Consider the following 17,690-nt stretch of genomic DNA (forward strand, 5'->3'; position numbering starts at 1 on the left):
TTATGCGTAAGTTAATTTATCAAGGTTTTATTTTAACGAACAACAGGGGATTAACTGATAGCTGGTCACTATCAATTGGTGGACAAACTCGAACAGGTTCACTGTTTGAGCTAAGAAGGCAGATCAATTTCTATTGTGAATTGGGTGTGTTACCGCCTAACAGAAATACGATTCAGACTAAGGTTAATGCTACGCCGCTAAAGCAGCGCACCTCATCTCGTCGTAATACAACGAAATAACTCTAGGCTGAGCCAACTCCTGCTCAGCCTAATTTCTTATGGCCATTGATATAAATAATAAGTAGGTCATAGTTCCTGCTCCCTCAGTTATGGTATTTTAACTGAGTATCACGCCAATCTGGAATTGCTTTTAATGTCACCAATCTTAACTCCCCTGTTCGCAGTACTCGCCATGATGTTATTAGGCTCCTTGGTACAAAAACTCAAGATCCTACCAATTGACACGGATCTGGTGCTAAACCAGTACGTCTACTACGTGGCATTTCCGGCCATCATGTTGATCGCACTGGCAGAGACCCCAATCCACGAGATACTACAGTGGGGCTTTATCGCTGGATACAGCTTAGCAATGCTACTAACCTATCTATTGGTGGTTTTGGTTTCACACATCACCAATAAGGGACGAGCAGATCTGGCGGCTCTTAGGGCATTAAATACCACATTCGGTAATACAGCATTTATCGGGATCCCTCTCCTATCTATGCTTTTTCCTGAGCAACAAAGCGCGCTTACCGCAGCAGCCATTGCCAGTTTGCTCTCCGTTATCGTTTTTGCTTTGGTGCTAGTCTCAATTGAGCTTTACCAGGAAAAAGGCGACAAAAAGAGAGAGAAAAAACAGTCACCCTTGCTGATTATCTCGCTCTCCTTAGTACAGAATCCAGTAGTCATTGGCAGTGCTATTGGTGTATTTCTATCCGCCATAGAGCTTAAACTGTTCGAGCCTCTCTCCATCATGCTAAGAGATATAGGTATGACATCCAGTCCCTGCGCGCTCTTTGCTATCGGTATGGTGCTTGTAAAAGCGAGCGGCAACCATGAAATCAGCCACCAGAAGCCAAAATGGCTCGACTTAATTGCCGAGTTGAGCTGGATAAACCTAGCGAAATTGTTCATTCAGCCTGCGCTGGCCTATATTTTATTATCAGCGTTTGGAATTGAGGGTGACTACTTCGTTATGGGAGTCCTGCTAGCAGCCCTTCCGACCGCAGCTAGCGTCTACCTACTTGCCGAACGATATCAAATTAAGGTGATGGTGAGTGCCCAAGCCATTATGTTAGGAACACTGTTAAGCATTATAACCTTGCCCTTAATACAAAGTTTTTTGCATTAGAACTCGCTGAACAATTACTTGATAATCAAAGTGTTTAAAGCGTATGCTCCGTTAGTATAAGGTTAATTTTCACACAAGGCTTTACTGTATATAAAATCAGTATATACTGTTCATAAACACAGTGCCCAAAGTGAAGGGGTCTCATCATGCTTTGCCAACTCAGCATTAATAATTTTGCCATTGTTCGATTTCTCGAATTGGATTTTAAACCTGGAATGACCAGCATTACAGGTGAAACAGGTGCAGGTAAATCTATTGCAATTGACGCCTTGGGGCTCTGTCTTGGCAATCGTGCCGATGCCAGTACTGTTCGCCCCGGTGCATCGAAAGCTGAAGTCAGTGCAAGGTTTTCATTAGGTGATGTCCCCTTAGCAAAGCGTTGGCTTGAAGATAATGATCTCGAGTTAGATCAAGAGTGTATTTTAAGGCGAACCATCAACAGTGATGGGCGCTCAAGGGCTTACATAAACGGTAACCCTGTCCCGCTTATTCAACTTAAAAGCTTAGGACAGCTATTAATTGGCATCCATGGTCAGCATGCTCATCACGCTATGCTGAAGAGTGAGCACCAGCTAACTCTATTAGACAGTTATGCTAATCACAGATTACTACTCGAAGCCGTCTCTTCTGGCTACCAACGCTGCAGATTAATTGAGAAAGAGCTTAAGGCACTACAGCAAACTCAGCATGAACGTATCGCACGTAAGCAGTTACTCCAATATCAAGTTGAGGAGCTCAATGAGTTTGCCCTCAATGAGGGTGAATTTGAGGAGATTGAAGCTGAGCACAAGAAACTTGCCAATGGTACGGCCCTTATTCAGGCCTGTAAAAGTGAACTCTACATACTGCAAGAGAATGAACAGGGCAGCGTTGAATCACTGATAAATGCTGGTATCACTCAAGCTCAAGAGCTCGAAAGCTACGATCCTGCTCTTAAAAACATAGTCAGTATGCTTAATGATGCACTTATCCAAATTCAGGAAAGCAGCAGTGAAATAGAACGTTATTTAGATAAATTAGAGCTAGATCCTGAGTATTTTGAGCAGCTTGAACAGAGACTCTCTAAATTGATGCAGCTTTCGCGTAAACATCAGGTACTTCCTTGTGCCCTCTATGAGCATCACCAGGAGTTATTAGCAGAGCTTAACTCACTAGATTCAGATGAGGACGCACTCACTCAGTTGGAGGAGCAAGTCAATGCCAGCAGAGAGAGCTACCTTGCGCACGCTAAAAAGCTTAGCCAAAGCCGAAGTCGATACGCCAAAGAGTTAGATAAAAAGGTCACTCAATCGATTCATGAACTCAGTATGCCAAAGGGCAAGTTCTGTATCGCTGTCACCTTCAATGAGGAGCAGATATCACCTAATGGTTGCGACAGCATAGAGTTTCAGGTCTCAACAAACCCAGGCCAACCGATGCAAGCCATCTCTAAGGTTGCATCTGGTGGTGAGCTCTCACGTATCGGACTTGGCATTCAGGTTATTACGGCGAAAAAAGTATCAACACCGACACTGATTTTTGACGAAGTTGATGTGGGGATTTCAGGTCCAACCGCCGCAGTTGTAGGCCGTATGCTTCGCTCCCTTGGAGACTCGACTCAAGTATTTTGTGTGACTCACCTACCCCAGGTTGCGGGTAACGGTCACCAACATATGTTCGTTAACAAGCACAGTAAAGCGGGTAAAACGGAAACCTCTATGGTCTCTTTAGATAAGCTCCAGCGTATCGAAGAGTTAGCAAGATTACTTGGCGGCGATGTGATCACCAGCAATACCCTAGCCAACGCCAAAGAGTTACTTCAGGGCTAACCTCAATATTATACCGTTCGGTATTAATCACATCTTAGTGGGCATCATCGATGCCTGCTTTTATCTGCTATTCAACTAACTTTTCCTTTATGCCCCAACCTTAAGTAAATATTCGAAATAGAGTGATCTATGCTCTATATTTTAGCCATATGCTAATACAACAGTAAAAAGGCAAAGGATATGAATTATTTACTGAAAAGCCTACTCGCGCTTCTATTATTCGGTCTATTTCCCAGCCAAAGCCATGGAGAGGTCAGCTATTTCGGCTATATCGCAGCCACCACAGATCATAGAGCCTATGGTGTATCACTGACACAAAGCGATCCTGCCATGCAGTTACATGCAGGACTAGCGACGGAAAATGGTTTCTATGTCGGCACCTTTATCTCAACATTTAATTTTATCGATGACGCTAGCCCCTATGAAGCGGGAGAGAACCTTGAAACAGATCTCTACGCTGGCTACCGCTTTGGGTTAAACGAGGAGCTTGTCCTATCTGTTACCCTCTATCAATATCTTATTCAGGGTACTGACAGAGGGATAAGTCTAGACTTTACCGAGCTCATGATTGACCTACACAGCCCCTATGGTCAATTCTCCTTTAGCCATACGCTAAACGATATATTAGGAGATCTAAGCCAAGACAGCGCTTATCGAGTTGAATATAACAAGTCCCTTGCTTTATGGGACACAGCTCTCTCTCTGGACATTCAACTGGGCCATTGGAATACAAAAGATGCCTTAGGTGAAGCCTATCTCTATTATAACCTCGGCATCAGTGCCCCAATCGGACCAGTCATGGCATGTATTGCCTACAATGGCACCGATAGCTCGGGAGAGACTCTGTTTGGCGATATCGCAGAAGGAACCTATTACGCCAAATTAACCTGGGCATTCTAATCACTGTATAGATTTCAATCGCCAGCTTTAATCGTTATCTTATGTAAACTCTCACTGGGCAACAGAGCGGTACTCTTTTGCTTGGCATAATCATCAAAACCACTACGATAATAATCAGATAAAGGATGGCCCGATTGCCCTCCAGGAACCATCATCACAGCCTGCTCCTCTAAACCTGGCTGAACAATAAAACGTTGAGATGCACCAAATGATCCTCGTTGAACCGCAGGCATAAAGGAGTCGCCATAACCAGCTATTTTGGGCATATCTAAAAAGCGGCTTAGTAGAGGAGTTTGCCGGCTAAAAGGGTGCTTTATCTCCAATTGATTAATCTTTCCCCATTGCAGATCTGCAAATTCACCCTCTTCACTATGCTTAGCGAGCAAACCTGTAACCGATGCTTGGTAGCTAGAGATGATAAACTCATCCCAACTACTGTATTGAGCAGGAAGCCAACTCTCTGGCTGCTCAGTGATAATTTGCCAAATTGCAGGCTCTAAATAACGCTTCACAACAGATAAACTTAACTCTATCTCATTCAACTCAGTTTCAAGTGGGGCAAAAACCGAATCTATTAGCTGAGCTCTAAACCCTCTCACCAATGTATACCCTACAGAATCGGCACAAGCACACTTCTGCCAGTCTCTTAGCAGCTGAATATCTTTAGCAAAACGCTTAGGTTGAGTAGCCAGTAGTGTGATCAGGTATTGGTGCCATGAACTTAAAAAACGTGCTTCATTATCCAGTTGAAGCTTTAAGAACGACGCCTCTGTGAAACTTGTCGATTCAAACAGCCTATCTCTTATCTGCTGAGCCCTAGCCCCCAACGCATAACCACCATCACCAAATCGCTTAGCCGCTTTTGACGACATAACTCTGGAGTTTGCAGACCATAACCGTTGAGATTCTGGATTATAAACTTGAGGCAAAACAGCTTCATCTTCCATCCAAGCGTTAATTTGAAACCTGTTGGCCTTTTGAGCGGTATTACTGGGGTTAGTGCGCGAAGGAACAGCGCCGGCAGGCGTCCAGCCAGCGTTACCATCACTGTCCACCAACATGATATTTTGCACCGGAATACCAAAACGAGTGGCCAAGGTTAGCCCCTGCTTAACACTATCAGCTGTTTCCAACTCCATAAGCTCCATATCCACCGCGTAATCGCGATGAGCAACCCAAGAGAGGCCATAAGCCTGCTTGTTAACCCGCTTAACGGGCCCAAACCTTGAAAGCTCGATAGTGTACTCAATACTGCTGTCTGGTAATGCGATTGTCTCAACCTCTGTTGAGATCTTATCCGCTGGCGTTAACTCTACCCAATCTGCGGTATCGATATAAGCGTTAGTAAATCCCCATGCAAGCAGACCGTTTGTCCCCACAACAATAGCTGGCGCGCCAGGCAGAGAAACACCTGTCACTTGCACCTTCTCTCCCTTGTTAGCTGCGGTGTTTATGTAATTCAGTTGCGCTCTATACCAGATAATGGGCGCAGCCAGTGATAGGTGCATATCATCAGATAACATCCCCTTGCCACTTTGAGTTAACTCCCCTGTCACAGCCCAGTTATTACTGCCTATATCCAGAGGCTCCTTAATATCTGTCATCTTTGCCGCAAGCAGGCTTGAAGGTGATAATCTTGGTACTGCGACTGACTCAGTAGGAAGTAAGCTGCCATCAAGCGCTGCCTGATAGGGGCTATTTTGTATGATGAAAGCCAACATCTCTTGACCATGTAGCTTCTCTATCTGAGTTAACACCATATCTCTTGTTGGTGTCCTCCCTTGGAGATCCAGATACATACTATAGATAACCAGCAGGCTATCAGCAGGAACCCATGGCTTAGGTTTTGTCCCTGTAGCAAGATACTCAAATGAAGCGAGATGTTGCTCAGCAAGGGCATCGTTAACCCCATTTGCATAGGTCTGTAGCATCATCTTTTCGGTTATCGGTAGATTAGCCACTATTCTCTCAGCGCGTTTTCTGAACTGATGGAAGCGGCGCTTTTTATCCAAAGGAAGTGCTTTCTCTCCAAAAATCTCAGACAGCTCACCTGCCGCATTACGCCTTAACAAGTCCATCTGAAAAAACCTGTCCTGTCCATGAGCAAAACCTAAACCATAAGTCACATCTTTACGGCTCTGACCTGAGATAACAGCCGTGCCTAAACGGTCGCGCTCCAGTGTTATATCTTTAGAGATGTGAGCACTAAACAACTCGCCAGAAAGTCGAGGTAAACTCAAATTCATGGCGAAGTAGATGCCACAAGAGAGGATGAAAACCAGTGATAATGTACCGATAAGGAATATTTTTATTATTTTATACATTAACTAACACCATGATTTATGAGCTTTTACATCATGATATATCAAGTTAGTGAAATGTTATATTTCTAACCAAAATATTCCTATATGTGGTTTATATAATAGGTGGGAAATAATTTTACATGCATTGAGCCAATGCGCCTTTCTTGGTTGCCGCCATCACGCAACCACGTTCACTATCTGATGCAGCCTTGCAATCAGCCATCATGGTTTTACCATCAGGAGCCATACTACCAAGCACTTTTTGTGCGTGCTTGACCACCTCTGAACATTTTTCAACAGGCACAGGATCATAGTTGCTGCATCCGCTAAGTGACAGTAATGATACTGCCATTAATATTAATGCCACTCTACCCGCACCATTTCGGTTATCAGAACTAGACATATTTCATCCTCAAGCTTCTTCTCATTGATACTAAAAGACTAGATGAGATCTATAACTTCTGCCTTTTCTAGCAAAGCCTAATACCAATTTATGGCCTCCCAACCTTCAGTCAGCCTAATCTTGACTTAAAGATGATTAAACGTAAGCTAAATACAACTTATTCAATTCAATTAGAACGATGGCTAAACCCAATAAGAAAGGCCCTACACGAACTGTCGATATCTTCTGCGTTAAGTGTAAAACTCAACTATTTAAATATCGTAAAGGGGGAAAAGGCGCACTAGTAAAATGTTTCAAGGAGCGGATAGTAGAAGATCACACACAAACACCCTGTATCTGCCCAGGCTGTGGACAAGAGTTTGCCCGAGATACACTAGTAAGAGGAACCCCTTCACTAAAGATGATTGGCGGTAAAGTCAGCTTTAGATAACAAGAGGTTTAAACAATTCCTCACTCAAGCTTAATTTAAGCTAGTTCATCAACACCTTGCCACTATCCTTACCTTTAAAACATCAAACAATCTCACTTGAGCTAACGGCTATGAATAAGGTCTGTTTTACAGAGCAAATGAATATTTCTCGTTGAAACAGTTAAAAATGAAAATTCCGCTTGCGATAAATGGCTTCATGGAGAATACTTTTACAGGGGACCAGACCAATGAAATCTGATTTAAAATAGTGCATTAGGTTAGAAGTTTGTACTTCCATCTCGCCATGCACAGCAGAAGGATCACTATGCGATATATTATTCTGTTAGCTAGCACTTTAGCTATGGTCTCTCCTATCTCACATGCAACAGAGATCCTGCGAATATTTACCTGGGATGGCTACATCACCCCCCAAGATCTCACCGCAATTAATCAGCAACTCAAAGCTCACGACTACAATATTGAAGCTCAAGTCATTAGCCCGCTTGCATCCGGTCCTGAGCAGATGTTTGATGTTATCCGCTCCGGCAAATGTGATATCTCATTTCTGACTCTTAATTACATCAAGATGCAGGAGGAGAAAACCGCCAAGCTTCTTCAGGTAATTGACACCCAGTCTCCCAGAATGCCTAACTACAAGAACCTAAAAGCTGAGCTAACTACGCTTCCCATGGGAATTGTTAAGCAAGGTAGTGTCTATATCCCCTTTGGAGGTGGAGCCTATGGTATATGGGCTAATATGAATAAGTTAACGATAGATGAGTTACCAGTATCGGTAAAAGATCTCTGGGATGATAAATGGAAAGGTAAACTCTCTCTGGCCAAAGGACAGATCCAGCCAAATATCGCACTAGTCATGCTCGCTATGGACAAGCCCCCTTTCTATATTAACGACCTCATCAACTCAGGTAATAGACGACAAGCGATGCAGTTTGTTGCAGATGAAGCGCAGCTGCAAACTAACCTTTTATATCAACAGGTTCACTCATTTTGGGATGGGACTCCTAGCTATGATCAGGAGCTACTATTAACCTCAAGCTATGGTGTTGAGATTGCGAATAAAAATGCTGAGGGTGGTCAATGGCAATATGTTCAATTCGAAGAGGGTAGCACTGTTTGGCTAGATACCATCAACTTCGCTAAACATCTAAGTGGAGCAAAGCTCGAAGCTGCCGAAATCGTCGCTAACTACTTTATCGGAAGGTCCGTTCAAAATCGGCTCGTCAATGAATTAGGCATGGTATCGGTTAGTAATCTTGTCGAAAACAACCCATTACTCGATAACAATCCAGACTTTTTTTCCAAGCAGATGTTCTGGCAACCTTATGACAAAACCGCCGACAACATCATGGACCTCATGTCAGATGCTGCGATGACACAAGTTATTCCATAACGCTTAAAAACCTACAGATCACATTCAAAACTGAGCCAAAAACTTTGACAGTAGGATAAAAACAGAACAAAATTCTCGGTTTGACATTAGTAGGTTTAATTATGTGCCAGATATTTTCACAGCAGCCCATAGAGCACTACCAATACATAACTCGAGCAATCCGTATTGATGGGCATGCCACCAGTGTCAAACTCGAACTCAGCTTCTGGGAGATACTGGAACAGATAGCAAACAATCAAGAGATGTCTGTGCCAAAATTTATCAGCAATATCTATAAAGAATCGATGGTACACAATGGTGGCGTCACCAACCTAGCCTCAATACTTCGCTGTTCATGTCTTATCTACCTAAAACAATCAACAGCCGTGTAGCGACAAAAATTCACTATTCATCTCCTGTCGTACTCCAGTACTACCAAGCAATAGGGCGACAGGAATATGCTAGCTCCTTTTTAAAGAGGAGCTCAAGTGAATATCCATACAAGCAAACTGATCCATACCATGATCCGAGTCAGAGATCTGGAGACCTCCATCGCCTTTTACCAAGCAGCACTTGGACTTGAGATAAAGGAACAGTTTATTTTCGACGAATTCACCTTAACTTACCTAGGTAACCAGACAACTGATTTCGAACTCGAACTCACCTATAACCATGACACTGACAATGACTATAGCCATGGCAGCGGCTATGGACATATAGCCGTGAGTGTCGAAGATATTGAGGAGAGCTTCCACGGGCTCACCTTATTAGATATGAAACCCACCAATATTAAACATCTCAATCATAAAAACACCCATCTCGCGAGTTTCTTTTTTATCCAAGATCCCGATGGATACAAAATCGAATTTCTTCAACGCAGCAAAAGATACCGTTAATCTAAACAGGAGCCGTAATGATAAATCTAATTGCCACATTCCAAGCAAAAACAGGAAAAGAGACCGAGTTAAAACGCTTACTGTTAGCCATGCTAGCCCCAAGCCGTAATGAGCCAGGCTCAGTGAGCTACAAGCTATTTAATGTTCAGGATGACTCAGCCACATTTATCTTCCAGGAGTCATTTACCAATCAAGCTGCCTTCGAGGAACATTGTCAACAGCCATATTTCACTCAACTATTAACACAACTTGATGGGCTACTCGAACATGAACCAGAGATAAAGTTTTTAGAACTGTTAGACATTTAGTGGCTATAAATTAACTTTTATTGGCCTTCAAAAAACAAGCCGAAATCCCCTTGTTAAATTAATGGAACATAAGTATTAAAAATAAATACATCATAAATAAATCTAATATAACCAAGGTGTTGATTTAAGTGAATTTGATACAACATCAAAAATGGTAAAACTGAATATTAAATAAATTAGAGATTAAACTTAATCAACAAAGCTTGAATGGATAAACCAAAAGGATAAAATACATTGTCCAAACGATGTTATACGTTTAAAAATGTGGCATTAAAATCCCCACTAATATTAACCAATTTGAAAGGAGTTAGTATGAAATATCCATTTTCATTACTTACATTGATATTCATGGCGATATTAACAGGGTGTACATCAACGGCCGAAAATGCACCCGTTGATAATTACATCACTCATGATGGCAACCTTGCCATCATCTGGAAAGATCCCAATCAGTATACAGATATAGAATCAACCATCTGGCTACAATCTAAATTTACCCCCTACCTGTTTACAGAGCTGACAGAGGAGTTAGGCAAACAGGTTAACCCTGTACTAGGAAAAGATCAGAAACTAGACATTATGGTCACCAATCTTGATTTGGCTGGCGATGTTCAACCCACCTTTGGTGCCTCAGCAGATGATATCAGGGTTGTATCCGAGCTCTACCCACCAAAAATCAATTTCGATTACAGCTTAAGTCAAAATGGGAAAGTGATTAAATCTGGCTCAGAGAAACTGCAAAACATGAGTTTCTTATTTGGTATTCAACCAATTACGAGTCAACCTTTTGCATATGAATCAGATCTATTAAAGAAATGGTTTAAAAAAGAGATAAAGCCCGACTTGATTAAAAGATAAAGTAATATCGAGGTGGCTAAAATAGCACCTCGAAACATTAAGTAAAAATAAAAACGGTATCTATAATAACTTTATTAACTATTCTTTTCCCCTAATCCAATACCCACCTCTTTCATATAATTAAGCAATGAAATAGCATCTGTGTTGCTTTGATTTGCTAAGCCGTTTACCACGCCGAGTTGATCTGCTGGTTTTCTGTGTTGACCTAACTTTTGCTTTCCCTGCATCTGAGTGATATTGATTTTAAAGCCTATCACTCCCTTCGCTAACCTATCTCGATGCTCATCAGTAAGAGTCTCACCAGTGAGCAGCAGCTCAGGCTCATAAGCCATCACCGTTTCATCTAATATCTTAATGGTGTCATCAGCAGGTAACAGCTCCATCTCTCCATGGATATGCACTGCGCCATAGTTCCAAGTTGGTACCGCTGGCGATGAGGCATACCAGCTCGGTGATATGTAACTGTGAGGCCCTTGAAGAATAACCATCACAGTGCAGCCATCTTGTGTAGCCAAATGTAGGTTAGTTCTAGAGAAATGCCCATATAGCGTACCAAGCTCCCCTTCGGATCTTTTCAGCAAAAATGGTAGGTGATTAGCCTCAAGTTGTTCAGAGATAATGGCCCCAAAACTAAAAGTCTCAATAAACTGATGAATAAGCTCGTGGCTTCCCATCTTCATTGTTTTAGGTATGTGCATTAATTGACCCTACTGTTTGCTCCATTTTCCCCTGTAGAGCTGATTTCACCTGCGGCCAATCTTGCTCAATAATGCTGTAAAGGGCGGTGTTTCTATAGCTGCCACCGGGCAAAATTCTACTATTACGTAATATCCCCTCGAACTCGGCCCCGATACGTAGAATGGCGCTGCGAGACTGTTGGTTTTTTTCATGGGTTCTAATCTCTACTCTGATGGCATCCAATACTTCAAACGCATGTTGCAAGAGTAAATATTTTGCTTGAGTATTCACATGACTACGCTGAAATTCTGGTGTGATAAAGGTATGGCCTATCTCTATATTCCTATCATCGCGCCTAATTGAGCAATACCGAGTACTGCCTATCACCTTTTGGCTTTGCTTATCGATGATCACAAAGGGAACTTGGTTACCTAACTCCTGCTCTACCAGCACTTTTTCAATCCAAGCAGCTGTCATCTCAAGGCTTGTACAAGGGTTAGGCACTACCCATTGCCACAGTTTTTCATGATTGCCAGCAAGCTGAAAAGCCTCTACATCTTCTCTAGTTAATGGTCTTAGTTGGATATCCTTAGATTCCAATGTTATGGGCTTAGGAGTAAAACGGGTTGATGTGTGCAAGTGAGCTCTCCGATTCAAATTGATATGGTGATTCTTGCAGCATCTGGTATAAATAATAGGCCCAGATATTAAAATCTAACTATACCAGAGATGAAAACACTGACCCTGACGTTAACCCAACCAGCTAAACCAAAGTTTTTGCAGATCGCCAGAGCCATAAGCTTCGCTATAAAGCAGGGACAAGTTAACGCTAAAGAGCCACTTCCTTCTGCTCGTCAACTTGCTGCTGAACTGCAAACCAATCGCCATACCATCATGGCAGCTTACCAAGAGTTGATCGCCCAAGGCTGGGTGCAATCAATAGAGCGCCAAGGCTATAGGGTTGTTGAATCAATTCCAGTGGAATCCAGTCGTCATGCTAAAGAGAGCTTAAAGTGCGAACAAAATAAATTTATATGGCAGACAAACCTTGCAACTTTTGAACTCGATAACAGCAAGCCAGCTCATGAGTATGCTTACAACTTTGCAGGAGGGAATCCTGATATCTCCGCTTTTCCTTTCCATGAGCTTAAGCCTTATATGAGCGATAGCCTCACTCGCCCACGTCTTAATCACCTGTCATACGGTAATAATCGAGGAGATGACCAGTTTATCTCTCAACTTGCTACCTACTTAAGACGAGCCCGCTCAATCACAAATAAGGAGATCATTACCGTTAACGGATCACAGGAGGCGCTGTATTTGCTTTCTCAGGTGCTATTAAAACCCGGTTCTAAAGTTGCTGTGGAGTCTCTAGGCTACCAGCCTGCATGGAATGCTTTTACTACTGCCGGAGCAGAGTTAATAGCCATCAAACAGCACCCAAAAGGGATAGATATTGAGCACTTAACCCTATTAGTTAAGCAGCAAAAAATCTCACTTATCTATCTAACCCCACTACATCAATACCCCACCACTGTGACTCTGCCAATCCATGAAAGGGTGAAAATTTATCAGCTCGCCGCGAAATACCAGATAGCCATCGTTGAAGATGATTATGATCATGAGTTTCACTACTCAAGTCAGCCCTTAGCACCTTTAGCTGCAGACGATCCACAAGGGCTAGTTATCTACCTGTCAACATTCTCAAAAATTATGTTTCCCGGCTGCCGTATTGGCTATATGGCGGTCGATAAATCATTAGCACCAGCACTTATCAACTATCGAAGTGTGATGAATCATAAGCCCAATGTGTTAATGCAAGATGCCATCGGACGTTGGATGAAGGAGGGATCCTTTGAAAGACATTTGCGGCGCACCACTAAACTATACCAACAAAGACGCAATAACTTAGTCTCCCAGTTAGAAAAGTACCAAGCACAAGGGCTAGATATTAGCTTCACCATCCCCGCAGGCGGCATGGCCATCTGGTTAGATGTGAAAAAAAATGCCAAAGAGCTTGAGAGGTTTGCTTTAGCCCATGATATCTACCTAGTCTCTGAGTCGGGTTTTCATTTAGATAAAGAGAATGATGAAAATCGCTATATTCGTCTTGGCTTTGCAGGGATGAAACCGGAAAAGATGAACCGGGGATTGGCCATACTGTTCAATTATTTTAACCAGTGATATCTACTGCTTATCAAAGCCTGCAGTACCCCTTTTAAATTAAGAGGTACTGACTTACCTACTTTGCGTTAACTCACTTCCCATTAAATAGGTCTATGGCACTGCGTGTCATCGCTCGTACACCAGTGCTAATGGCAAGAGGATAATCTGGCGCAAATTGGCTGGAATGCAATGAAGGCAAGCTAACTCCGCTATCAAGGCTAGCGTCATATTTAGCAGGCTCTACCGTACCTAACCAAAACAGGGTAATAGGTACCGCCTCAGTAGTACGGCCATAAAGACCAAAATCTTCACCCGCCATCACAGGATCTGCATTAACAACATTTACTTTGCCAACCTCTAACTCAATACTCGCCTTCACCTTGGCCGCCAGCTCAGGGTTATTGTAGGTTGACGGAACGGTCTCATCATTATGAACCTGCACAAGGGGCATAAGTTCATCTGGCAAACCAGCACTCACAGCGATCCCCTTAGTTAATCGCTCAATTGCCGCAATCTGTTGCAAGCGAACTTCTGGATTGTAAGAGCGCAGAGTCAGCTGTAACTTCACCTCATTAGAGATAATATTATGTTTCGAGCCACCATGAATAGAACCAACGGTCACGACATTAGGCTCAAGTGGGGAGATCTCTCGACTTGGAATTGTTTGCAGCGCCAGCACGGTGCGAGCAGCAAGCACAACAGGATCAACTGTTAAGTGAGGATAAGCACCGTGCCCCCCCTTCCCTTTAATGGTGATATCTACCGAGTCGACATTGGCCAGAGCATAACCTGATACAACCGCAACCTTACCTGCAGGAATAGAGGCGCTGACATGCAGCCCTAGCACCTTTTCAGGTGTGGGAAACTGTTTAAACAATCCCTGTTTGAGCATCGCCTTGGCCCCACCACCAACCTCTTCTGCTGGTTGAGCCACCATCATCAAGGTGCCCTTCCAGCTCTCTTTTTGTTTAACTAACTGCTCTGCTGCACCAATCATGCTGGTCATATGGATATCATGACCACAACCATGCATCACGCCAACAGTTTTACCCGCTGCATCTGTTGTGGTCACGGTCGATGCGTAAGACTTACCCGTCTCCTCAATAATGGGCAATCCATCAGTATCGGCGCGGATCATCACCACAGGGCCCTCACCGTTTTTTAAAATCCCAACTACACCATAGCCACCATAATTATCAGTCACCTCAAAACCCAGCTTAGATAGCTCCTTAGCCATACGCTGACCAGTGGCCTTTTCTTGATAGGAGAGCTCAGGATTTTGATGCAGATGTAGATAAAGCTTCTCAAGCTTAGGCATGGCTTGCGCTACTGAATCGCTCAGCTCCAGAGCTTGCACAGAAAAGATGCTCGACAAGCTAGTAGTAACGCCAAGAGTCAATGCTAGTGCAATGGTATTTTTAGTTAGTCTCATCGGGTATCTTCTTATTTTAAATGGTGGTTTTATCGATTAAGACTAACCTAGCACAGCAGCAATAGTTTGTTTATTTTTAAATCACGAAAAATATCTCCGCACTTAAAGAGAGCATAAAAAAACGCAGCACGATGGCTGCGTTTATCTATATGCTCTCCAATATGAGAGCTAACAAGATTGTCACTTATAACTGATAACTGAAGGTCAGCTTGGCATTACGCTCTTCACCTGGCATGCCACCGAGAAACATCGCTTTATTGTAATAACTTTCATTGAGCAAGTTATTGACGTTAAGCTGCAGCTTCCAGCTATCGGCCTGATAACTTACCGCCGTATCCATCACTGTATAACTAGGCACATAACCATCAGGAATACCGAATGAACTTGAGTTCGTACTGCGCTCATCGACATATTTGGCCCCTAAGCTAATGTTTAAAGGGCTTGCCAACGAAAACCACTCTGCACCATAGGTTACCCAGGCACTGGCAGTCACATAGGGAACACCTTTTTGACGAGTATCAAAGCTGCTTCTAGTTGGATCTTTTTTATCTCTGGCATCTTGATACACACCATTTAGATTCACAGACCATTGATCATTAAGGTGAGCATTCATATCCAACTCAACACCCGATGTCTCCTCACTGCCATCATTGAAATACTGTGACACGCTTGGCCCAGAGACCCCATCCTCATAATCTGGATTTGTATACCTCAAATTGGTTCGTGAACTTTTAAAGAACACCAAGGAGGTCAACATCTGATCATCAAAAGCCTTATAACGCACGCCCAGATCATCACTCACCGACTCAGAATCTGGCCTATCACTATCACCTCCCGTTACACTGCCTAAAATACTGTAAGCCGTGCGGCCTTTTGAGTGATTAACAAAAAAGGAGAGATTATCGGTCGGCATATAGGTCACACCTAAGTTATAGGTGATGCCATTATCGGTGGTATCTTGCTCAGGAGTAGGCTCAGCTGCGCTAGCGCGATAACGAGCATCTACACCTAAATGCTCATAACTTTGTTTAATTTCATTAAATGCCACACCAACACGAGTGGTGAAGCCATATCCAAAGTAGCCCACATGTTGCAAGCCGACACCCCAAGCATTAACCGTCTTGTTGTAATTACTGGTAAGCAGAGGATCGTAATCTTCAAAGCTGCCAGTTCCCCAATTAGGGTTACGAATATCGTAGATGTAGGGGTGGATACCTTGGTAGATAACATCACCCGCTTTGTTCTTAATCACCTTATCGGCATCATAGATAGAGTGTTGCTTAAAGCGAATACTGCGGTCTTCAAAGTTCGCATTGACCAACAACTCATTTTCAATTCCACCAAGCTCAAAATCATATCTTAGGTCGGCGAAATACTGCCAAGAGGTCTCATCGGCTTCAACTTTACGGTACTCCTGACGACGCGCAGCAAAGGGATGGAGCACCCCATTTTCAACCAGTGGCGCACGTGGGTCTGCATTAATGCTTCCTCTTCGATTCCAATACACATAGTTGTAAGCACCTGTCTGGCGGGCAAACCCAGAGGTGTAATCCCGAAACTGGAGCTGCTGATTTAGGAAAAGATTATCGTTAAAGTAGATATTATGAGTCAGCTTAAACCTAAGTTCCTCACCCTCATTATCTTTTGCGATAGGAGAGATAATGCCCGCCTTACCAAACGCGTAAGGAGTTAAACCATCACCAGCGGCGAGGGAGTTTGCTAACTCTTGACGTTGCGCCTCTGTCAGCACAATCCCCTTACCATTAGGGTCGTTTATTAAATCCTCCCAGCCAACTTGGTCTGCGGATTTACCATCTACCGAGGCGGAATTATAGATACGTATCGGATGACCGATGGAATCCACTGCGATAGCATCTTTAATATAGGAGGCCGACAACATCAGATCCTGAGAGTCATCAATCACATACTTAAGTGAGGTATAGACCTCATCCCTGTCTGTGCCTATATCTCGATATCCATCGCTGCGGGCAGTTTTAGCGACAACTCGGTAAGCCAAGTTATCGGTTAAGCCGCCAGTACTGTCAATTGACAGAGCGTAGGTATCCCACTGGCCTAGCTCAACACCAATCTCATTTTGAGATTCAAATTCTGGCTTCTTCTCGATAAGGTTAATGACACCTCCGGCGCTTCCCATACCGTATAACCCCGTTGCAGGCCCCTTTAGCACCTCAATAGACTCAACATTAGTTAACGAACGAGTAGGATTAAAGGTGTTACCTAAACCTGCACCGCCATACATGCCATCAAACGTGTAGTTAGCCCCCAAACCACGGATAACTAAGTTATCGCCAATGCCATAGTTATTACCAGCTTGAGTAACCCCACTGATATTGCGCACCAGATCCTGCAGGCTATCAGCGCCTTGTGCCTTAATGAGCTCCTCATCGACGATAACCACCGCTGCAGGAGTCTCCATTAAAGACATATCTGATTTAGTCGCTAGGCCTGAATTCATAACCACTTGATTCTGTCTTCCATAGACAGTGATATGTTCTACATCCTTGTTTTTCAGCTCTTTAGCTTGAGATCCAGAAGGTTCAGAGTACTTGTTTTCAACCATATCAGCAGCAAAAAGACTCCCTGATAAAAAGCTGGATGCGCATGCGACAGCAAGTAGTGAAAAACGAAATTGTTGCATTAGTTAATATCCCCCATAAGTATTACGGCGAGATGATAACGATTATCATTAACATTGCAATAGCTGTTTCACTGACTGATACAAAGTTGAGCAATTTGTATTATTTTTTATGATGTTATAAAAAAACTTA

At 43.2% G+C, this 17,690-nt stretch carries 17 protein-coding genes; 11 read left to right on the plus strand and 6 right to left on the minus strand.

Annotated features, from left to right (window positions below):
• Positions 1–2 precede the first annotated feature (2 nt).
• The 4 genes from K0625_RS18075 to K0625_RS18090 all read left to right on the plus strand — a co-directional run bounded on the left by K0625_RS18075 (position 3) and on the right by K0625_RS18090 (position 4,058).
• Entirely contained in the window at positions 3–239 is a 237-nt protein-coding gene (locus K0625_RS18075) for a DUF3319 domain-containing protein (RefSeq protein WP_012325961.1), read from the plus strand.
• Between the two features lie 133 nt (positions 240–372).
• The gene (locus K0625_RS18080) at positions 373–1,350 is read left to right on the plus strand and encodes an AEC family transporter (RefSeq protein WP_220110963.1); all 978 of its coding nucleotides are present in this window, start codon (positions 373–375) and stop codon (positions 1,348–1,350) included.
• Positions 1,351–1,496: 146 nt separating this feature from the next.
• The gene (recN, locus tag K0625_RS18085; RefSeq protein ID WP_220110964.1) at positions 1,497–3,158 is read left to right on the plus strand and encodes a DNA repair protein RecN; all 1,662 of its coding nucleotides are present in this window, start codon (positions 1,497–1,499) and stop codon (positions 3,156–3,158) included.
• A gap of 180 nt (positions 3,159–3,338) precedes the next feature.
• Complete coding sequence (locus K0625_RS18090) at positions 3,339–4,058, plus strand: TorF family putative porin (protein ID WP_220110965.1); 720 nt, start codon at positions 3,339–3,341, stop codon at positions 4,056–4,058.
• Between the two features lie 14 nt (positions 4,059–4,072).
• Here the strand turns inward: K0625_RS18090 and K0625_RS18095 are convergent, their stop codons facing one another.
• Together K0625_RS18095 and K0625_RS18100 are read right to left on the minus strand one after the other, a co-directional pair.
• Complete coding sequence (locus K0625_RS18095) at positions 4,073–6,382, minus strand: penicillin acylase family protein (protein WP_220110966.1); 2,310 nt, start codon at positions 6,380–6,382, stop codon at positions 4,073–4,075.
• A gap of 115 nt (positions 6,383–6,497) precedes the next feature.
• Positions 6,498–6,764: a hypothetical protein gene (locus tag K0625_RS18100; protein WP_220110967.1), complete on the minus strand. Its 267-nt coding sequence runs from the start codon at positions 6,762–6,764 to the stop codon at positions 6,498–6,500.
• A 178-nt stretch (positions 6,765–6,942) separates the two neighbouring features.
• Here K0625_RS18100 and K0625_RS18105 point away from each other — a divergent pair, with 178 nt between their 5' ends.
• The 6 genes from K0625_RS18105 (at position 6,943) to K0625_RS18130 (ending at position 10,625) form a co-directional block, all read left to right on the plus strand.
• Entirely contained in the window at positions 6,943–7,194 is a 252-nt protein-coding gene (locus K0625_RS18105) for a hypothetical protein (protein ID WP_220110968.1), read from the plus strand.
• Between the two features lie 304 nt (positions 7,195–7,498).
• Positions 7,499–8,584 (plus strand): ABC transporter substrate-binding protein, encoded by a 1,086-nt coding sequence (locus K0625_RS18110; RefSeq protein WP_220110969.1) that lies wholly within the window; start codon positions 7,499–7,501, stop codon positions 8,582–8,584.
• Between the two features lie 101 nt (positions 8,585–8,685).
• The gene (locus K0625_RS18115) at positions 8,686–8,955 is read left to right on the plus strand and encodes a ribbon-helix-helix domain-containing protein (RefSeq protein ID WP_220110970.1); all 270 of its coding nucleotides are present in this window, start codon (positions 8,686–8,688) and stop codon (positions 8,953–8,955) included.
• Positions 8,956–9,051: 96 nt separating this feature from the next.
• On the plus strand, positions 9,052–9,459 hold the full coding sequence (locus tag K0625_RS18120; RefSeq protein ID WP_333473868.1) for a VOC family protein: 408 nt from the start codon (positions 9,052–9,054) through the stop codon (positions 9,457–9,459).
• A gap of 17 nt (positions 9,460–9,476) precedes the next feature.
• Positions 9,477–9,767: a putative quinol monooxygenase gene (locus K0625_RS18125; RefSeq protein WP_220110971.1), complete on the plus strand. Its 291-nt coding sequence runs from the start codon at positions 9,477–9,479 to the stop codon at positions 9,765–9,767.
• A gap of 312 nt (positions 9,768–10,079) precedes the next feature.
• Positions 10,080–10,625 (plus strand): DUF3016 domain-containing protein, encoded by a 546-nt coding sequence (locus tag K0625_RS18130; protein WP_220110972.1) that lies wholly within the window; start codon positions 10,080–10,082, stop codon positions 10,623–10,625.
• Positions 10,626–10,699: 74 nt separating this feature from the next.
• Here the strand turns inward: K0625_RS18130 and K0625_RS18135 are convergent, their stop codons facing one another.
• Positions 10,700–11,323, minus strand: a complete 624-nt coding sequence (locus K0625_RS18135; protein WP_220110973.1) for an FMN-binding negative transcriptional regulator — start codon at positions 11,321–11,323, stop codon at positions 10,700–10,702.
• Positions 11,310–11,942, minus strand: a complete 633-nt coding sequence (locus K0625_RS18140) for a GNAT family N-acetyltransferase (protein WP_220110974.1) — start codon at positions 11,940–11,942, stop codon at positions 11,310–11,312. Before K0625_RS18140 ends, K0625_RS18135 begins: the two co-directional genes overlap by 14 nt.
• Before the next feature lie 90 nt (positions 11,943–12,032).
• Between K0625_RS18140 and pdxR the strand changes: the two genes are divergently transcribed.
• On the plus strand, positions 12,033–13,487 hold the full coding sequence (gene pdxR, locus K0625_RS18145) for a MocR-like pyridoxine biosynthesis transcription factor PdxR (protein WP_220110975.1): 1,455 nt from the start codon (positions 12,033–12,035) through the stop codon (positions 13,485–13,487).
• A gap of 73 nt (positions 13,488–13,560) precedes the next feature.
• On the opposite strand, the gene K0625_RS18150 is transcribed toward pdxR, so the two are convergent.
• Together K0625_RS18150 and K0625_RS18155 are read right to left on the minus strand one after the other, a co-directional pair.
• Positions 13,561–14,901 (minus strand): M20 metallopeptidase family protein, encoded by a 1,341-nt coding sequence (locus tag K0625_RS18150; protein ID WP_220110976.1) that lies wholly within the window; start codon positions 14,899–14,901, stop codon positions 13,561–13,563.
• Positions 14,902–15,085: 184 nt separating this feature from the next.
• Complete coding sequence (locus tag K0625_RS18155; protein WP_220110977.1) at positions 15,086–17,560, minus strand: TonB-dependent receptor; 2,475 nt, start codon at positions 17,558–17,560, stop codon at positions 15,086–15,088.
• Positions 17,561–17,690 lie beyond the last annotated feature (130 nt).

Origin of the sequence: Shewanella nanhaiensis (assembly GCF_019457885.1) — a bacterium.
GTDB classification, from domain to species: Bacteria; Pseudomonadota; Gammaproteobacteria; order Enterobacterales; family Shewanellaceae; genus Shewanella; species Shewanella nanhaiensis.

Bases quoted from the DNA above. Each gene is read 5' to 3' on its own strand.
- K0625_RS18155 (WP_220110977.1), bottom strand. From the start codon at position 17,560: ATGCAACAATTTCGTTTTTCACTACTTGCTGTCGCATGCGCATCCAGC.
- K0625_RS18150 (WP_220110976.1), bottom strand. From the start codon at position 14,901: ATGAGACTAACTAAAAATACCATTGCACTAGCATTGACTCTTGGCGTT.
- K0625_RS18115 (WP_220110970.1), top strand. From the start codon at position 8,686: ATGTGCCAGATATTTTCACAGCAGCCCATAGAGCACTACCAATACATA.
- K0625_RS18135 (WP_220110973.1), bottom strand. From the start codon at position 11,323: ATGCACATACCTAAAACAATGAAGATGGGAAGCCACGAGCTTATTCAT.
- K0625_RS18075 (WP_012325961.1), top strand. From the start codon at position 3: ATGCGTAAGTTAATTTATCAAGGTTTTATTTTAACGAACAACAGGGGA.
- K0625_RS18080 (WP_220110963.1), top strand. From the start codon at position 373: ATGTCACCAATCTTAACTCCCCTGTTCGCAGTACTCGCCATGATGTTA.
- K0625_RS18110 (WP_220110969.1), top strand. From the start codon at position 7,499: ATGCGATATATTATTCTGTTAGCTAGCACTTTAGCTATGGTCTCTCCT.
- pdxR (WP_220110975.1), top strand. From the start codon at position 12,033: ATGAAAACACTGACCCTGACGTTAACCCAACCAGCTAAACCAAAGTTT.
- K0625_RS18125 (WP_220110971.1), top strand. From the start codon at position 9,477: ATGATAAATCTAATTGCCACATTCCAAGCAAAAACAGGAAAAGAGACC.
- K0625_RS18130 (WP_220110972.1), top strand. From the start codon at position 10,080: ATGAAATATCCATTTTCATTACTTACATTGATATTCATGGCGATATTA.
- K0625_RS18090 (WP_220110965.1), top strand. From the start codon at position 3,339: ATGAATTATTTACTGAAAAGCCTACTCGCGCTTCTATTATTCGGTCTA.
- K0625_RS18095 (WP_220110966.1), bottom strand. From the start codon at position 6,382: ATGTATAAAATAATAAAAATATTCCTTATCGGTACATTATCACTGGTT.
- recN (WP_220110964.1), top strand. From the start codon at position 1,497: ATGCTTTGCCAACTCAGCATTAATAATTTTGCCATTGTTCGATTTCTC.
- K0625_RS18105 (WP_220110968.1), top strand. From the start codon at position 6,943: ATGGCTAAACCCAATAAGAAAGGCCCTACACGAACTGTCGATATCTTC.
- K0625_RS18100 (WP_220110967.1), bottom strand. From the start codon at position 6,764: ATGTCTAGTTCTGATAACCGAAATGGTGCGGGTAGAGTGGCATTAATA.